This window comes from Escherichia sp. WS1265, assembly GCF_046487585.1.
Lineage (GTDB): Bacteria > Pseudomonadota > Gammaproteobacteria > Enterobacterales > Enterobacteriaceae > Escherichia > Escherichia coli.
On record NZ_JBJQJE010000017.1, the window covers coordinates 59454 to 74073 of the forward strand.

At 50.5% G+C, this 14620-nt stretch carries 17 protein-coding genes; 9 read left to right on the plus strand and 8 right to left on the minus strand.

Annotated elements, in window-relative coordinates:
• Nucleotides 1-70: 70 nt before the first annotated feature.
• The 5 genes from cpxP (at nucleotide 71) to cdh (ending at nucleotide 4936) form a co-directional block, all read left to right on the plus strand.
• A complete protein-coding gene (gene cpxP, locus ACJHX3_RS17050; protein ID WP_001223800.1) occupies nucleotides 71-571 on the plus strand; it encodes a cell-envelope stress modulator CpxP in 501 nt (166 codons plus the stop codon).
• A gap of 148 nt (nucleotides 572-719) precedes the next feature.
• A complete protein-coding gene (gene fieF, locus ACJHX3_RS17055; protein WP_001076742.1) occupies nucleotides 720-1622 on the plus strand; it encodes a CDF family cation-efflux transporter FieF in 903 nt (300 codons plus the stop codon).
• Between the two features lie 180 nt (nucleotides 1623-1802).
• Nucleotides 1803-2765, plus strand: a complete 963-nt coding sequence (gene pfkA / locus ACJHX3_RS17060) for a 6-phosphofructokinase (RefSeq protein ID WP_094321786.1) — start codon at nucleotides 1803-1805, stop codon at nucleotides 2763-2765.
• A 319-nt stretch (nucleotides 2766-3084) separates the two neighbouring features.
• Nucleotides 3085-4074 carry a sulfate/thiosulfate ABC transporter substrate-binding protein Sbp gene (sbp, locus tag ACJHX3_RS17065; RefSeq protein WP_001045689.1) on the plus strand — a complete coding sequence of 330 codons (990 nt, stop codon included), beginning with the start codon at nucleotides 3085-3087 and terminating at the stop codon, nucleotides 4072-4074.
• Between the two features lie 106 nt (nucleotides 4075-4180).
• Nucleotides 4181-4936 carry a CDP-diacylglycerol diphosphatase gene (cdh, locus tag ACJHX3_RS17070; protein WP_001469196.1) on the plus strand — a complete coding sequence of 252 codons (756 nt, stop codon included), beginning with the start codon at nucleotides 4181-4183 and terminating at the stop codon, nucleotides 4934-4936.
• A 54-nt stretch (nucleotides 4937-4990) separates the two neighbouring features.
• On the opposite strand, the gene tpiA is transcribed toward cdh, so the two are convergent.
• Entirely contained in the window at nucleotides 4991-5758 is a 768-nt protein-coding gene (gene tpiA / locus ACJHX3_RS17075) for a triose-phosphate isomerase (protein WP_001216325.1), read from the minus strand.
• 107 nt (nucleotides 5759-5865) lie between these two features.
• Entirely contained in the window at nucleotides 5866-6465 is a 600-nt protein-coding gene (locus ACJHX3_RS17080; RefSeq protein ID WP_000802226.1) for a YiiQ family protein, read from the minus strand.
• Nucleotides 6466-6565: 100 nt separating this feature from the next.
• Between ACJHX3_RS17080 and ACJHX3_RS17085 the strand changes: the two genes are divergently transcribed.
• The 3 genes from ACJHX3_RS17085 (at nucleotide 6566) to uspD (ending at nucleotide 7972) form a co-directional block, all read left to right on the plus strand.
• A complete protein-coding gene (locus ACJHX3_RS17085; protein WP_000155244.1) occupies nucleotides 6566-7006 on the plus strand; it encodes a DUF805 domain-containing protein in 441 nt (146 codons plus the stop codon).
• 211 nt (nucleotides 7007-7217) lie between these two features.
• Nucleotides 7218-7517 (plus strand): DUF406 domain-containing protein, encoded by a 300-nt coding sequence (locus tag ACJHX3_RS17090; RefSeq protein WP_000655986.1) that lies wholly within the window; start codon nucleotides 7218-7220, stop codon nucleotides 7515-7517.
• A gap of 26 nt (nucleotides 7518-7543) precedes the next feature.
• Nucleotides 7544-7972 carry a universal stress protein UspD gene (gene uspD, locus ACJHX3_RS17095; RefSeq protein ID WP_000323555.1) on the plus strand — a complete coding sequence of 143 codons (429 nt, stop codon included), beginning with the start codon at nucleotides 7544-7546 and terminating at the stop codon, nucleotides 7970-7972.
• Nucleotides 7973-7976: 4 nt separating this feature from the next.
• Here the strand turns inward: uspD and fpr are convergent, their stop codons facing one another.
• From fpr to glpF, 4 genes are all read right to left on the minus strand, one after another.
• On the minus strand, nucleotides 7977-8723 hold the full coding sequence (fpr, locus tag ACJHX3_RS17100) for a ferredoxin--NADP(+) reductase (protein WP_000796322.1): 747 nt from the start codon (nucleotides 8721-8723) through the stop codon (nucleotides 7977-7979).
• 96 nt (nucleotides 8724-8819) lie between these two features.
• Nucleotides 8820-9830, minus strand: a complete 1011-nt coding sequence (glpX, locus tag ACJHX3_RS17105; RefSeq protein ID WP_001250644.1) for a class II fructose-bisphosphatase — start codon at nucleotides 9828-9830, stop codon at nucleotides 8820-8822.
• Nucleotides 9831-9964: 134 nt separating this feature from the next.
• Nucleotides 9965-11473: a glycerol kinase GlpK gene (glpK, locus tag ACJHX3_RS17110; RefSeq protein ID WP_000136788.1), complete on the minus strand. Its 1509-nt coding sequence runs from the start codon at nucleotides 11471-11473 to the stop codon at nucleotides 9965-9967.
• A gap of 22 nt (nucleotides 11474-11495) precedes the next feature.
• Nucleotides 11496-12341 (minus strand): glycerol uptake facilitator protein GlpF, encoded by an 846-nt coding sequence (gene glpF, locus ACJHX3_RS17115; RefSeq protein ID WP_000084268.1) that lies wholly within the window; start codon nucleotides 12339-12341, stop codon nucleotides 11496-11498.
• A 424-nt stretch (nucleotides 12342-12765) separates the two neighbouring features.
• Between glpF and zapB the strand changes: the two genes are divergently transcribed.
• Nucleotides 12766-13011, plus strand: coding sequence for a septal ring assembly protein ZapB (gene zapB / locus ACJHX3_RS17120; RefSeq protein WP_001296623.1), 246 nt, complete (start codon nucleotides 12766-12768; stop codon nucleotides 13009-13011).
• 84 nt (nucleotides 13012-13095) lie between these two features.
• On the opposite strand, the gene rraA is transcribed toward zapB, so the two are convergent.
• The gene (rraA, locus tag ACJHX3_RS17125; protein WP_000872908.1) at nucleotides 13096-13581 is read right to left on the minus strand and encodes a ribonuclease E activity regulator RraA; all 486 of its coding nucleotides are present in this window, start codon (nucleotides 13579-13581) and stop codon (nucleotides 13096-13098) included.
• A gap of 92 nt (nucleotides 13582-13673) precedes the next feature.
• The gene (gene menA / locus ACJHX3_RS17130; protein WP_000139496.1) at nucleotides 13674-14600 is read right to left on the minus strand and encodes a 1,4-dihydroxy-2-naphthoate polyprenyltransferase; all 927 of its coding nucleotides are present in this window, start codon (nucleotides 14598-14600) and stop codon (nucleotides 13674-13676) included.
• Nucleotides 14601-14620: the final 20 nt, after the last annotated feature.

Below are 14620 nucleotides of genomic sequence, written 5' to 3' on the forward strand. Positions count from 1 at the left end.
CGCATGTTTGCAGCCTGAATCGTAAACTCTCTATCGTTGAATCGCGACAGAAAGATTTTGGGAGCAAATGATGCGCATAGTTACCGCTGCCGTCATGGCCTCAACGCTGGCAGTCAGTTCATTAAGCCACGCTGCTGAAGTCGGTTCAGGCGATAACTGGCATCCGGGTGAAGAACTTACGCAGCGCAGTACGCAGAGCCATATGTTCGACGGCATAAGTTTAACCGAACATCAGCGTCAGCAGATGCGAGATCTTATGCAACAGGCCCGGCACGAACAGCCTCCTGTTAATGTTAGCGAACTGGAGACAATGCATCGCCTTGTCACCGCAGAAAATTTTGATGAAAACGCTGTGCGCGCACAGGCAGAAAAAATGGCGAATGAGCAAATTGCTCGTCAGGTTGAGATGGCAAAAGTCCGCAACCAAATGTATCGCCTGTTAACGCCGGAGCAGCAAGCGGTTTTAAATGAGAAACATCAACAACGAATGGAGCAGTTGCGTGACGTGACGCAATGGCAAAAAAGTTCATCGTTGAAGCTATTGAGTAGTAGCAACTCACGTTCCCAGTAGTAAACCCTGTTTTCCTTGCCATAGACACCATCCCTGTCTTCCCCCACATGATGTGGGGGTTTTTTTTATCCTCAATTTGCTTGCTGCTTAATGCATTGCAGATGATTTGCTTCCGTTATACTAGCGTCAGTTGATAGCGGGAGTATTTATGAATCAATCTTATGGACGGCTGGTCAGTCGGGCGGCGATTGCTGCAACGGCGATGGCTTCACTGCTATTGCTGATTAAAATTTTTGCATGGTGGTATACCGGGTCGGTGAGTATTCTCGCCGCGCTGGTGGATTCGCTGGTGGATATCGGCGCGTCGTTGACGAATTTACTGGTGGTGCGATATTCCCTGCAACCTGCCGACGATAATCACTCGTTTGGTCACGGTAAAGCTGAGTCCCTCGCGGCGCTGGCGCAAAGTATGTTTATCTCCGGTTCAGCACTATTCCTGTTTTTGACGGGTATTCAACATCTGATATCTCCAACACCGATGACAGATCCAGGCGTCGGGGTTATCGTGACAATTGTGGCGCTAATTTGTACGATTATCCTTGTCTCGTTTCAGCGGTGGGTGGTGCGCCGGACGCAAAGCCAGGCGGTGCGGGCTGATATGCTACATTACCAGTCTGATGTTATGATGAACGGCGCAATTCTGCTGGCGCTGGGGTTGTCCTGGTACGGCTGGCATCGCGCCGATGCTCTGTTTGCATTGGGAATCGGCATCTATATTTTATATAGCGCGTTACGCATGGGATATGAGGCGGTACAGTCATTACTGGATCGCGCATTGCCTGATGAAGAACGGCAAGAAATTATTGATATCGTGACTTCCTGGCCGGGTGTTAGCGGCGCTCACGATCTTCGCACGCGGCAGTCAGGGCCGACCCGCTTTATTCAGATTCATTTGGAAATGGAAGACTCTCTGCCTTTGGTTCAGGCACATATGGTGGCGGATCAGGTAGAGCAGGCTATTTTACGGCGTTTTCCGGGATCGGATGTGATTATCCATCAGGACCCCTGTTCCGTCGTACCCAGGGAGGGTAAACGGTCTATGCTTTCATAATCAGTATAAAAGAGAGCCAGACCCGCATTTTGTGTATAAAATACCGCCATTTGGCCTGACCTGAATCAATTCAGCAGGAAGTGATTGTTATACTATTTGCACATTCGTTGGATCACTTCGATGTGCAAGAAGACTTCCGGCAACAGATTTCATTTTGCATTCCAAAGTTCAGAGGTAGTCATGATTAAGAAAATCGGTGTGTTGACAAGCGGCGGTGATGCGCCAGGCATGAACGCCGCAATTCGCGGGGTTGTTCGTTCTGCGCTGACAGAAGGTCTGGAAGTAATGGGCATTTATGACGGCTATCTGGGTCTGTATGAAGACCGTATGGTACAGCTAGACCGTTACAGCGTTTCTGACATGATCAACCGTGGTGGTACGTTCCTCGGTTCTGCGCGTTTCCCGGAATTCCGCGACGAGAACATCCGCGCCGTGGCTATCGAAAACCTGAAAAAACGTGGTATCGACGCGCTGGTGGTTATCGGCGGTGACGGTTCCTACATGGGTGCAATGCGTCTGACCGAAATGGGCTTCCCGTGCATCGGTCTGCCTGGCACTATCGACAACGACATCAAAGGCACTGACTACACTATCGGTTTCTTCACTGCGCTGAGCACCGTTGTAGAAGCGATCGACCGTCTGCGTGACACCTCTTCTTCTCACCAGCGTATTTCCGTGGTGGAAGTGATGGGCCGTTATTGTGGCGATCTGACGTTGGCTGCGGCCATTGCCGGTGGCTGTGAATTCGTTGTGGTTCCGGAAGTTGAATTCAGCCGTGAAGACCTGGTAAACGAAATCAAAGCGGGTATCGCGAAAGGTAAAAAACACGCGATCGTGGCGATTACCGAACATATGTGTGATGTTGACGAACTGGCACATTTCATCGAGAAAGAAACCGGTCGTGAAACCCGCGCAACAGTGCTGGGCCACATCCAGCGCGGTGGTTCTCCGATGCCTTACGACCGTATTCTGGCTTCCCGTATGGGCGCTTACGCTATCGATCTGCTGCTGGCAGGTTACGGCGGTCGTTGCGTAGGTATCCAGAACGAACAGCTGGTTCACCACGACATCATCGACGCTATCGAAAACATGAAGCGTCCGTTCAAAGGCGACTGGCTGGACTGCGCGAAAAAACTGTATTAATGATTTCGGAAAAAGGCAGATTCCTTTAGCCTGAAACCGATGACAGAAGCAAAAAGGCCTGATGCGCTTCGCTTATCAGGCCTACGTGAATTCTGCAATTTATTGAATTTGCAAACTTTTGTAGGCCGGATAAGGCGTTCGCGCCGCATCCGGCATGGACAAAGCGCACTTTGTCAGCAATATGAGGCGGATTTCTTCCGCCTTTTTAATCCCCCAACATATACCCGCAAGTTATAGCCAATCTTTTTTTATTCTTTAATGTTTGGTTAACCTTCTGGCACGCTTTGCTCATCACAACACAACATAAGAGAGTCGGGCGATGAACAAGTGGGGCGTAGGGTTAACATTTTTGCTGGCGGCAACCAGCGTTATGGCAAAGGATATTCAGCTTCTTAACGTTTCATATGATCCAACGCGCGAATTGTACGAACAGTACAACAAGGCATTCAGCGCCCACTGGAAACAGCAAACTGGCGATAACGTGGTGATTCGTCAGTCACACGGTGGTTCAGGCAAACAAGCGACGTCGGTAATCAATGGTATTGAAGCTGATGTTGTCACTCTGGCTCTGGCCTATGACGTGGACGCGATTGCGGAACGCGGGCGGATTGATAAAGAGTGGATCAAACGTCTGCCGGATAACTCCGCACCGTACACTTCCACCATTGTTTTCCTAGTGCGTAAGGGCAATCCGAAGCAGATCCATGACTGGAACGATCTGATTAAACCGGGTGTTTCGGTGATCACGCCTAATCCGAAAAGCTCTGGTGGCGCGCGCTGGAACTACCTGGCAGCCTGGGGCTACGCGCTGCATCACAACAACAACGATCAGGCAAAAGCACAGGATTTTGTTCGGGCACTGTATAAAAACGTCGAAGTTCTGGATTCTGGCGCGCGCGGCTCCACTAACACCTTTGTCGAGCGCGGGATTGGCGATGTACTGATTGCCTGGGAAAACGAAGCTCTGCTGGCAGCGAATGAACTGGGGAAAGATAAATTCGAAATTGTCACGCCGAGTGAGTCTATCCTCGCAGAGCCAACCGTGTCGGTGGTCGATAAAGTGGTTGAGAAAAAAGGTACTAAAGAGGTGGCGGAAGCCTACCTGAAATATCTCTACTCGCCAGAAGGTCAGGAAATTGCCGCGAAAAACTACTACCGTCCGCGCGACGCTGAGGTAGCGAAAAAGTACGAAAATGCGTTTCCAAAGCTGAAGTTATTCACCATTGATGAAGAGTTCGGCGGCTGGACGAAAGCGCAAAAAGAGCATTTTGCTAACGGCGGTACGTTCGATCAGATCAGCAAACGCTGATTTCTCCAGGATAATTATCAAACCCGGTGGTTTCTCGCGACCGGGTTTTTTATTTGTCACGATTTTGCGTTACCCTTGCATCTCTTTGAGGTACAGGGAAAAAAAGATGAAAAAAGCGGGTCTTCTTTTTTTGGTGATGATAGTTATCGCCGTTGTGGCTGCCGGTATTGGTTACTGGAAATTAACCGGTGAAGAGTCGGATACATTACGTAAGATTGTCCTTGAGGAATGTTTGCCCAATCAGCAGCAAAATCAAAATCCTTCGCCATGTGCGGAAGTCAAACCCAATGCCGGATACGTTGTTTTAAAAGATCTTAATGGCCCACTGCAATATCTGTTGATGCCAACGTATCGTATTAACGGAACTGAAAGTCCTTTGTTGACCGATCCTTCAACGCCGAACTTCTTTTGGTTGGCCTGGCAGGCGCGTGATTTTATGAGCAAAAAATACGGTCAGTCGGTTCCCGATCGCGCGGTTTCTTTGGCGATCAACTCCCGCACCGGGCGTACGCAAAACCATTTTCATATTCATATCTCTTGTATTCGTCCTGATGTGCGCGAACAACTGGATAAAAATCTGGCGAACATCAGCAGCCGCTGGTTGCCACTGCCAGGTGGTTTGCGCGGGCATGAATACCTGGCGCGTCGGGTAACGGAAAGCGAACTGGTACAACGCAGCCCATTTATGATGCTGGCAGAAGAAGTACCTGAGGCGCGGGAACATATGGGAAGCTACGGGCTGGCGATGGTGCGGCAGAGTGATAATTCGTTTGTTTTGCTGGCGACACAACGAAATCTACTGACGCTGAACCGTGCTTCAGCCGAGGAAATCCAGGATCATCAGTGTGAGATTTTGCGTTAAGGCGAGGAGTTAAGGAAAGTAAGTGCCGGATATGAAATCCGGCACCTGTCAGACTTAAGCCTGTTTAGCCGCTTCTGCAGCTTTAACGATCACTGCGAAAGCGTCAGCTTTCAGAGAAGCACCGCCAACCAGCGCGCCGTCGATGTCTGGCTGAGCAAACAGTTCTGCAGCGTTAGACGCGTTTACAGAGCCGCCGTACTGGATGATCACTTGTTCAGCGATGTTAGCGTCAACTTTAGCGATGTGGTCACGGATGAATTTGTGAACAGCCTGTGCCTGCGCCGGAGTTGCAGATTTGCCAGTACCGATTGCCCATACTGGTTCGTAAGCGATTACCGCACCTTCGAATGCTGCAGCACCCTGAGTTTTCAGTACCGCGTCGATCTGACGTGCACAAACTTCTTCAGTTTTGCCCGCTTCGTTTTCAGCTTCGGTTTCACCGATGCACAGAACCGGAGTCAGACCCTGCTCTTTCAGCACCGCGAATTTTTTCGCGATCAGTTCGTCAGACTCTTTGTGGTAAGTACGACGTTCAGAGTGGCCGATGATGATGTACTGTGCGCCGATGTCTTTCAGCATAGCAGCAGAGGTTTCACCGGTGAATGCGCCGGACAGGTTCAGGTCCACGTTTTGCGCACCCAGCATGATGTGGCTGCCTTCAGCTTCGCGCTTCGCCATATCGATGTACATTTCCGGTGGTGCGATTGCAACCGCACAGCCAGCAACACCTGCCAGCTCTTTACGCAGGTTAGAAACCAGCTCGTGAACCATGTGGCGGCTGCCGTTCAGTTTCCAGTTACCCATCACTAAAGGATGTCGCATTTTAATTCTCCACGCTTATAAGCGAATAAAGGAAGATGGCCGCCCCGCAGGGCAGCAGGTCTGTGAAACAGTATAGAGATTCATCGGCACAAAGGCTTTGCTTTTTGTCATTTATTCAAACCTTCAAGCGATTCAGATAGCGCCAGCTTAATCGGTTCAACAGCGAAGGTCAGCCCCTTTTCGCCGTTGTCCGCGACAACATAACGCAGTGCACCTTCTGTCTCGGTGTAATAACGTTTGTTTTTCCCGGCCGTTAGTAGCGACTGCAGTTTTTTCTGGCTTTGTGTTTTGGTCATTAATGGGGTGAGTGTGCGGATCACCGCTGCCATGTATTCCTGAGCTTTCGCTTTCGCGGCTTTTTGCTCTGGCCCCTGGATGGGTAGCCAGGTCATTTGAATGCTTTTGATTTTTAAGGTACCGCGCTCCAGCGCTGTAGAAGCATACAAGTTCTCGTTAATTTTACTGGCAGCACGAGTGAGATTGGCTTTGTCGGGACTGCTGTCGATGGCACGAAATTCGTTCAGTGGCAGGCTGGGATTCTGGCTGTTAAAGTCTTCTCGAAACTGGCTGATGGAGAGATCGAAAGTAGGGGCTCCAGCCAGCAGATAAGGCGCGGTCGTTGCCGTATCTGGTGTTTGTGCATGCGCCGTTGTTGTAACGGTTAATGCAGAACATAAGAGAAAAAACAGCGTACACCCTGGCTTCATTGACAGTACCTTTTGTTATGACTGGCTCCGATTAAAACGATATCTGTCGCCCTTGTCAAAAGGGTAGAATCCTGGAAAAGACAACCATCAAGGAACTTACATGACCATACAGCAATGGTTATTCTCATTTAAAGGGCGTATTGGACGCCGTGATTTCTGGATTTGGATAGGCCTGTGGTTCGCAGGCATGCTGGTGCTTTTCTCACTGGCGGGTAAAAATTTACTCGATATTCAGACCGCGGCGTTTTGCCTTGTGTGCTTGTTTTGGCCAACAGCGGCAGTAACCGTTAAGCGCTTGCATGATCGCGGGCGTTCCGGCGCATGGGCATTTCTGATGATTGTGGCGTGGATGCTGCTGGCGGGTAACTGGGCGATTTTACCGGGTGTCTGGCAATGGGCGGTGGGGCGTTTTGTCCCGACGTTGATTCTGGTGATGATGCTTATCGATCTTGGTGCGTTTGTTGGCACACAAGGCGAAAATAAATATGGTAAAGATACCCAGGATGTGAAGTATAAAGCCGACAATAAATCAAGTAATTAACCTTTAATATATCTCTTACTGCTATTTTTTTCCGGGATTGTTATTTCCACGATGCAAATGACAATGCCCGGAAAATCCTTCTGAGCTCTTCACCTTAAGCAATATCAAAAAAAATGGTAATCCATAAGATCATTACTTGTTTGTTCTTCCCTTAACGGCGCATTATTCTTAAGTCGTAATCGACAGAGAGGCGAATATACAGAGGTGCCCTATGAAAGATGTCGTAGATAAATGCAGTACTAAAGGATGTGCGATTGATATCGGTACGGTGATTGATAACGACAACTGTACCAGTAAGTTTTCGCGCTTTTTTGCCACCCGCGAAGAAGCAGAGTCCTTTATGACCAAACTGAAAGAGCTTGCCGCCGCTGCATCCTCTGCAGATGAAGGGGCCAGCGTGGCCTATAAGATTAAGGATCTGGAAGGGCAAGTTGAGCTTGATGCGGCCTTCACCTTCTCATGCCAGGCCGAGATGATTATTTTTGAGTTATCACTGCGTTCGTTAGCTTGATGGAGTTGCTTTAGAAGGAGTTAAACATGGCTTATAAACACATTGGCGTGGCAATTTCCGGGAATGAAGAAGATGCCTTACTGGTGAATAAAGCCCTGGAGCTCGCCAGACATAATGACGCTCATCTGACGTTAATTCATATTGATGATGGCTTAAGCGAGTTGTATCCGGGTATCTACTTCCCTGCAACAGAAGATATTCTTCAATTGTTGAAGAATAAGTCGGATAACAAGCTGTATAAACTGACGAAAAATATTCAATGGCCGAAGACAAAACTGCGTATTGAACGCGGAGAAATGCCGGAAACACTGCTGGAAATTATGCAAAAAGAGCAGTGCGACCTCCTTGTCTGTGGTCATCACCACTCATTTATCAACCGTTTGATGCCGGCATATCGCGGGATGATCAATAAGTTGAGTGCGGATTTGCTCATCGTGCCGTTTATCGATAAGTAACCGCTTACCAGTAATGCTCCGCTGTCATATGGCCCGGTCGGCGACGTAAATGTTTCGTCATCTGCCGGGTCTCTTTCAGTAACTGTTGCGTATCGCGCACCATCTGTGGATTGCCGCACAGCATCACATGGCTGGTTTCTTTATTCATCGGCAGGCCAACCGCGCTTTCCAGTTCACCACTTTCAATTAACGCTGGTATCCGTCCGGTGAGCGACCCCGCTGCCGTTTCCCGACTGACCACCGTCTGAATGCGCAGTTTGCCTTCGTAGCGTTTTTCCAGTTCTTGCATCAGTGGCAAATAGCTTAAGTCGGCGGCATAACGTGCGGCGTGAACCAGGACCAGATTTTTGAAGCGATCTAAATCTTTGCCCAGTTGCAGAATCGATAAATAAGGGCCAATCGCTGTACCGGTTGCCAGCATCCATAGCGTTTCGCAATCTGGTACTTCATCCAGAACAAAGAAGCCAGCTGCTTCGCTAACCACCTGCACTTCATCGCCCGGTTTCAGTGCCGCCAATCGTGGGCTTAATTTGCCATCGGGGACGGTGACCAGGTAAAACTCCAGATCGGGATTATCGGGCGAGTTAACATAGGAGTAGGCGCGCTGGACGCGTTCACCGTCGATTTCAAGGCCAAGCTTGGTAAATTGCCCGGCGGTAAACGGAAGCACGGGGGCGTGAACGGTGAGACTAAACAGGGCGTCGGTCCAGTTCTGCACTTTAGTGACTTTGCCTGTTACCCAATCAGCCATGTTTTTCTCCTGTTTTGATTGACTTGCCTTATCTTCGTTCTCCGAACAAAAAAATTCCAGTCCCGAAGGACTGGAAGGCTCAATCGATCAAATCACTCAGAGAATGTGCACCTGCATTTCCGGGTCTTTGCGATCCAGATAGTGGATGGACTGAATGCGGCGAATAGTGCGTGACTTGCCGCGGATCAGCAGCGTTTCGGTAGTCGCGATATTGCCTTTGCGGCTAATGCCTTCCAGCAGATCGCCTTTGGTAATACCGGTGGCAGAAAAGATGACGTTATCGCTGCGTGCCATATCGCCCAGACGTAATACTTTACCGGCTTCGATGCCCATTGCTTTGCAGCGTGCCAGCTCCTGCTCGCCAATGCGACGATTCTCTTCGTTGTCGCCTTTGACGTCATGACGCGCCAGCAGACGACCGTTCATGTCACCATCTAATGCGCGGATCACCGCCGCAGAAACCACGCCTTCCGGCGCGCCACCAATACCGTACAGCACGTCAACTTCGCTGTCTGGCATACAGGTGAGAATTGAGGCCGCAACGTCGCCATCCGGAATAGCAAATACGCGTACGCCGAGTTGCTGCATTTCAGCGATAACGGCATCGTGGCGTGGTTTAGCCAGAATCGTTACCGTCAGTTCGCTCAACGGTTTGCCGAGCGCCGCCGCTACATTGCGCAGGTTATCCGCCAGCGGCAGGTTCAGATCAATGGTGCCTTTGGCTCCCGGTCCGACGATCAGCTTCTCCATATACATATCTGGCGCGTTGAGGAAACAGCCTTTATCGCCTACTGCCAGCACCGCCAGCGCGTTAGCCTGGCCCATCGCCGTCATGCGCGTGCCTTCAATCGGATCAACAGCAATATCTACCGCGTCGCCGCGACCAGTACCGACTTTTTCACCAATGTAGAGCATCGGTGCTTCGTCGATTTCACCTTCACCAATGACGATGGTGCCGTCAATGTTGACCTGGTTGAGCATAATACGCATGGCGTTTACCGCCGCGCCGTCCGCGGTGTTTTTATCGCCGCGTCCTAACCATTTGTAGCCAGCCAGCGCCGCAGATTCGGTGACGCGGGAAAATTCGATGGCAAGTTCTCGTCTCATAGCAAACTCTAAGCAGTAAGGAATGGCGCGAAGTGTAGCACAGGGGAAGGGCGGGATTATTGATGTGTGCGGGGTTGCCCCCGCACGATTCAGGACTACCGGATGCGGCATAAACGCTTCATCCGGCATTTACATTACTCGTCGTGTTCTTCCCACGCCATCGCGCGTTTGACCGCTTTTTTCCAGCCTGCGTAACGGTAATTACGCTCAGTGGTTTCGATGCCTGGACGGAACTCGCGCTCAATCACCGCTTTCTCTTGCAGCTCGTCGAGGTTCTGCCAGAAGCCAACCGCCAGACCAGCAAGATAGGCCGCACCCAATGCGGTGACTTCGCGCACTTCCGGGCGCTCAACGCGCGTACCGAGAATATCGGACTGGAACTGCATCAGGAAATTGTTCGCTACTGCGCCGCCATCCACGCGCAGCGCGTGCAGACGAATACCGGAGTCGGCCTGCATTGCTTCCAGTACGTCACGCGTCTGATAAGCAATAGACTCCAGCGTCGCGCGGATAATGTGGTTAGCGTTCACTCCACGCGTTAAGCCGAAAATCGCCCCGCGCGCATACGGATCCCAGTATGGCGCACCCAGCCCGGTAAATGCCGGAACCACATATACACCATTGGTGTTTTGCACTTTGGTGGCGAAATATTCGGAATCGTACGCGTCGTTAATCAACTTCATCTCATCGCGCAGCCACTGAATGGATGCGCCCGCCATAAACACCGCACCTTCCAGCGCATAGTTCACTTCGCCAGTCGGGCCGCAGGCGATGGTGGTCAGCAGGCCGTTTTCTGATTTCACCGCTTTCTCGCCAGTGTTCATCAGCATAAAGCAGCCAGTGCCGTAGGTATTTTTCGCCATCCCTTCTTTCACGCACAACTGACCAAACAGCGCCGCCTGCTGGTCACCGGCGATCCCGGAGATTGGAATACGCGTGCCGCCTTTGCCGCCAATGTTAGTCTGACCGTATACTTCGGAAGAACGACGCACTTCTGGCAGCATCTCACGCGGAATATCCAGCACCTCCAGCATTTTGTCGTCCCAGTCCAGGGTATGGATGTTGAACAACATGGTACGAGAGGCGTTGGTGTAATCGGTCACATGGACACGGCCCTGAGTCATTTTCCAGATAAGCCACGTATCAACCGTACCAAACAGCAATTCACCACGACGCGCACGCTCGCGAGAGCCTTCCACATGGTCGAGGATCCACTTCACTTTGGTGCCAGAGAAGTACGGGTCAATCACCAGACCGGTATTGCTGCGGATATAATCTTCTAAACCGTCACGTTTTAAATGCTCGCAGATTTCTGCGGTACGACGGCACTGCCAGACAATGGCGTTATAGATAGGCTTGCCGGTTTCTTTTTCCCAGACAATAGTGGTTTCACGCTGGTTCGTAATACCGATAGCTGCAATTTGATCGGAACTGATATCGGCTTTCGCCAGCACTTCTACCAGCGTGGAGCTTTGGGTGGCCCAGATTTCCATTGGGTCGTGTTCTACCCAGCCTGGTTTTGGGTAGATTTGCTCAAATTCGCGCTGCGACACGCTAATGATATTGGCATCGTGATCCATTACGACCGCGCGGGAGCTGGTGGTGCCCTGGTCGAGCGCAACGATATATTTTTTTTCAGTCATGTTTAATTGTCCCGTAGTCATATTACAGCGAAGCTTTTTGTTCTGAAGGAGTTGTGGTCTCCTTTTCTTCCACAACACAGATATCGCAAGGCAAATGGCGACCAATCAGTTTGCGGTAGGCAAATGCACCTACAATCGCGCCAACGATAGGGCCAAAAAGCGGCACCAGGAAGTAAGGAATATCTCTGCCGCCGGTAAAGGCGACATTGCCCCAGCCCGCCAGCCAGGCAAAGACTTTCGGACCGAAGTCACGCGCTGGGTTCATGGCAAAACCCGTCAATGGGCCCATAGATGCGCCAATGACCGCAATCAGTAGACCAATCAGCAAGGGAGCCAAAGGGCCGCGTGGTACACCGTTGCCATCGTCCGTTAACGCCAGGATCAGCCCCATCAGAATAGCGGTAATCACCATCTCAACTGCGAAAGCCTGCACAAAATTGATATGAGGATTCGGGTAAGTAGAGAAAGTGCCAGCCAGATCAACACTTTCAACGCTGCCGCGAACAATGTGATGAGTCTGTTCGAAGTCGAAAAATAAATTGTAGTAAAGCCCGTAAACTAAAGCCGCAGCGCAGAAAGCGCCGGCAACTTGTGAAACGATAAAAGGAATAACTTTGCGCTTGTCGAAACAGGCAAACAGCCACAATGCAATGGTAACAGCGGGGTTAAGATGCGCGCCGGAAACCCCTGCGGTCAGGTAGATGGCCATTGCCACCCCCAGTCCCCAAATGACACTGATTTCCCACTGACCAAAAGACGCACCAGCGACTTTTAGTGCTGCAACGCAACCCACCCCGAAAAAAATCAACAACCCGGTACCGAGGAATTCAGCAATGCACTGGCCTTTCAAGGTTGATGTTTGACTCATAATCGGATCCTGAAGAGTTAATGTTTGTTGTATGCGTGAAAGTCACGGACCTCCACGATGCTTGTAGGCATGCTGTAAACTTATCGTTAACGAGCAAAAACGAGAAATATCGAACTTAAAATGTGTGTGCTTCGTCATAAAATGAGCGTTATCGCGCCATTTATTCCATCTGATTGTACATGATGCATGTTTGTTAGATCATTCGCGCAACAAATTTATTAACATTTTCGATTGATGTGGATTATGTCACCAGGAGAAGGATGAAAAGTGTGGCAAACCGTAATCTGCAAGGCGTGCCGCTGGACAGCGATGGCGCGGCTTCATACAATCGGAGCTAACTAAAGTGCGCTCGTATTTATTAAGGCGTCACCGGTAATCGGGACGAGGATTTTTATCCATCAACGCCTTGCAATTCAGGAGAGGTATGACAATGTCATTAGAAGTGTTTGAGAAACTGGAAGCAAAAGTACAGCAGGCGATTGATACCATCACTCTGTTGCAGATGGAAATCGAAGAGCTGAAAGAAAAAAACAACTCACTGTCGCAGGAAGTTCAAAATGCCCAGCATCAGCGCGAAGAGCTGGAGCGTGAGAACAACCATCTGAAAGAACAGCAGAACGGCTGGCAGGAACGTCTGCAGGCCCTGCTGGGTCGCATGGAAGAGGTCTGATTACGCTTCATCTTCCGCGTAATTTCTTTACTGTGTAGGCCAACAGGTAACGCAGAAAAAAGGCACCTTGCGGTGCCTTTTCTATCATTCAATATCCAACGGATCTTCAGAAAGAATAATCCCGGTATTGTCGGCATAAAGATGGTCGCCGGAGAAGAAGGTGACACCGCCAAAATTGACGCGGACATCGCTTTCGCCAATGCCTTCGCCAGCGGCACCAACCGGAATTGCCGCCATCGCCTGGATGCCGATATCCAACTCTTCCAGGTCATCTACCTGACGCACCGCGCCGTAAATGACCAGACCTTCCCATTCATTTTGTACTGCCAGACGCGCCAGTTCAGCATCGACCAGTGCGCGACGAACAGAACCACCGCCATCGACGACAAGAACACGACCACGGCCATTCTGTTCGAGCAGATCGTACAGCAACCCGTTGTCCTCGAAACATTTTACCGTGATTATTTGTCCGCCAAACGACGCCCGTCCGCCAAAGTTGGAGAACAGCGGTTCCACGACGTTAACATCTTCTTGATAGATGTCACAAAGCTCGGAAGTATCGTATTTCATAGGCTTAACATTCAGTTGCTGCGAGAATTTTCAGTATATCGCGCTATGTGGGCTGTTGGCAAAATCATCAATTGTTAATTGATATTTGTCAGTTATGCTGCCCACTGGCTTAGGAATATCCCTAAAACAAACAGCAGGTTAGTCAGTAACGCTCCCTTGACAGTGCGTTCCAGCATCGGTCGCATCGCCACCGGGTCCATTTCCCGCATCACATAACGGGCTTGCTTCACCAGCAACGGTGCCGCCAGCAGAAACAGCCAGCCCCACAGGCTATGCAGCGAAAAGAGATTAAACAGCGCCAGGCACACCAGAGAGCCCATCAGCAGGCAGGCATGATAACGACGCGCGTTCACTTCACCTAAGCGCACCACCAGCGTGTTTTTGCCATTTTCGCGGTCGCTATTGATATCACGCAGGTTATTAATGTTCAGTACTGCCGTTGCCAGCAGGCCGCATGCGGTCGCCGGAAGGATCAGCGCCGGAATCAATGTATGAGCCTGTAAATACCAGCTGCCCATGACGCTCAACCAGCCAAAGAAAACCAGTACGGAAATATCACCCAGACCGATATAACCATAAGGACGATTGCCCACGGTGTAGGTGATAGCGGCAATGATCGACAACCCACCAAGAATCAGGAAACCGACAAAATCGGCCAACGTATGGCACGCCACTGCAACCAGTGCCAGCCCGGAGAGACAGATGAGCACGACGGTAATAATGAGCGCCCGTTTCATCTCTTGCTGGGTAATGACCCCTTTTTGCATGCCGCGTAGCGGTCCGATACGGTCAGGTTTATCGCTGCCTTTTACCGCATCGCCGTAATCATTGGCGAGGTTAGAAAGGATCTGTAATAGCCCGGCGGTAATCAGTGCCAGCAGGGCGACCAGCGGATCGAAGTGACCTTGCCACCATGCCAGCGCCGTCCCGACGATAATTGCAGCAAAGGCGAGGGGGAGGGTTTTAGGTCGTAAACTTTCCAGCCACGCCTGAGTTCGGCTAATTTGTTGTTCAGTCATAATACGCGCCAATAAAAATG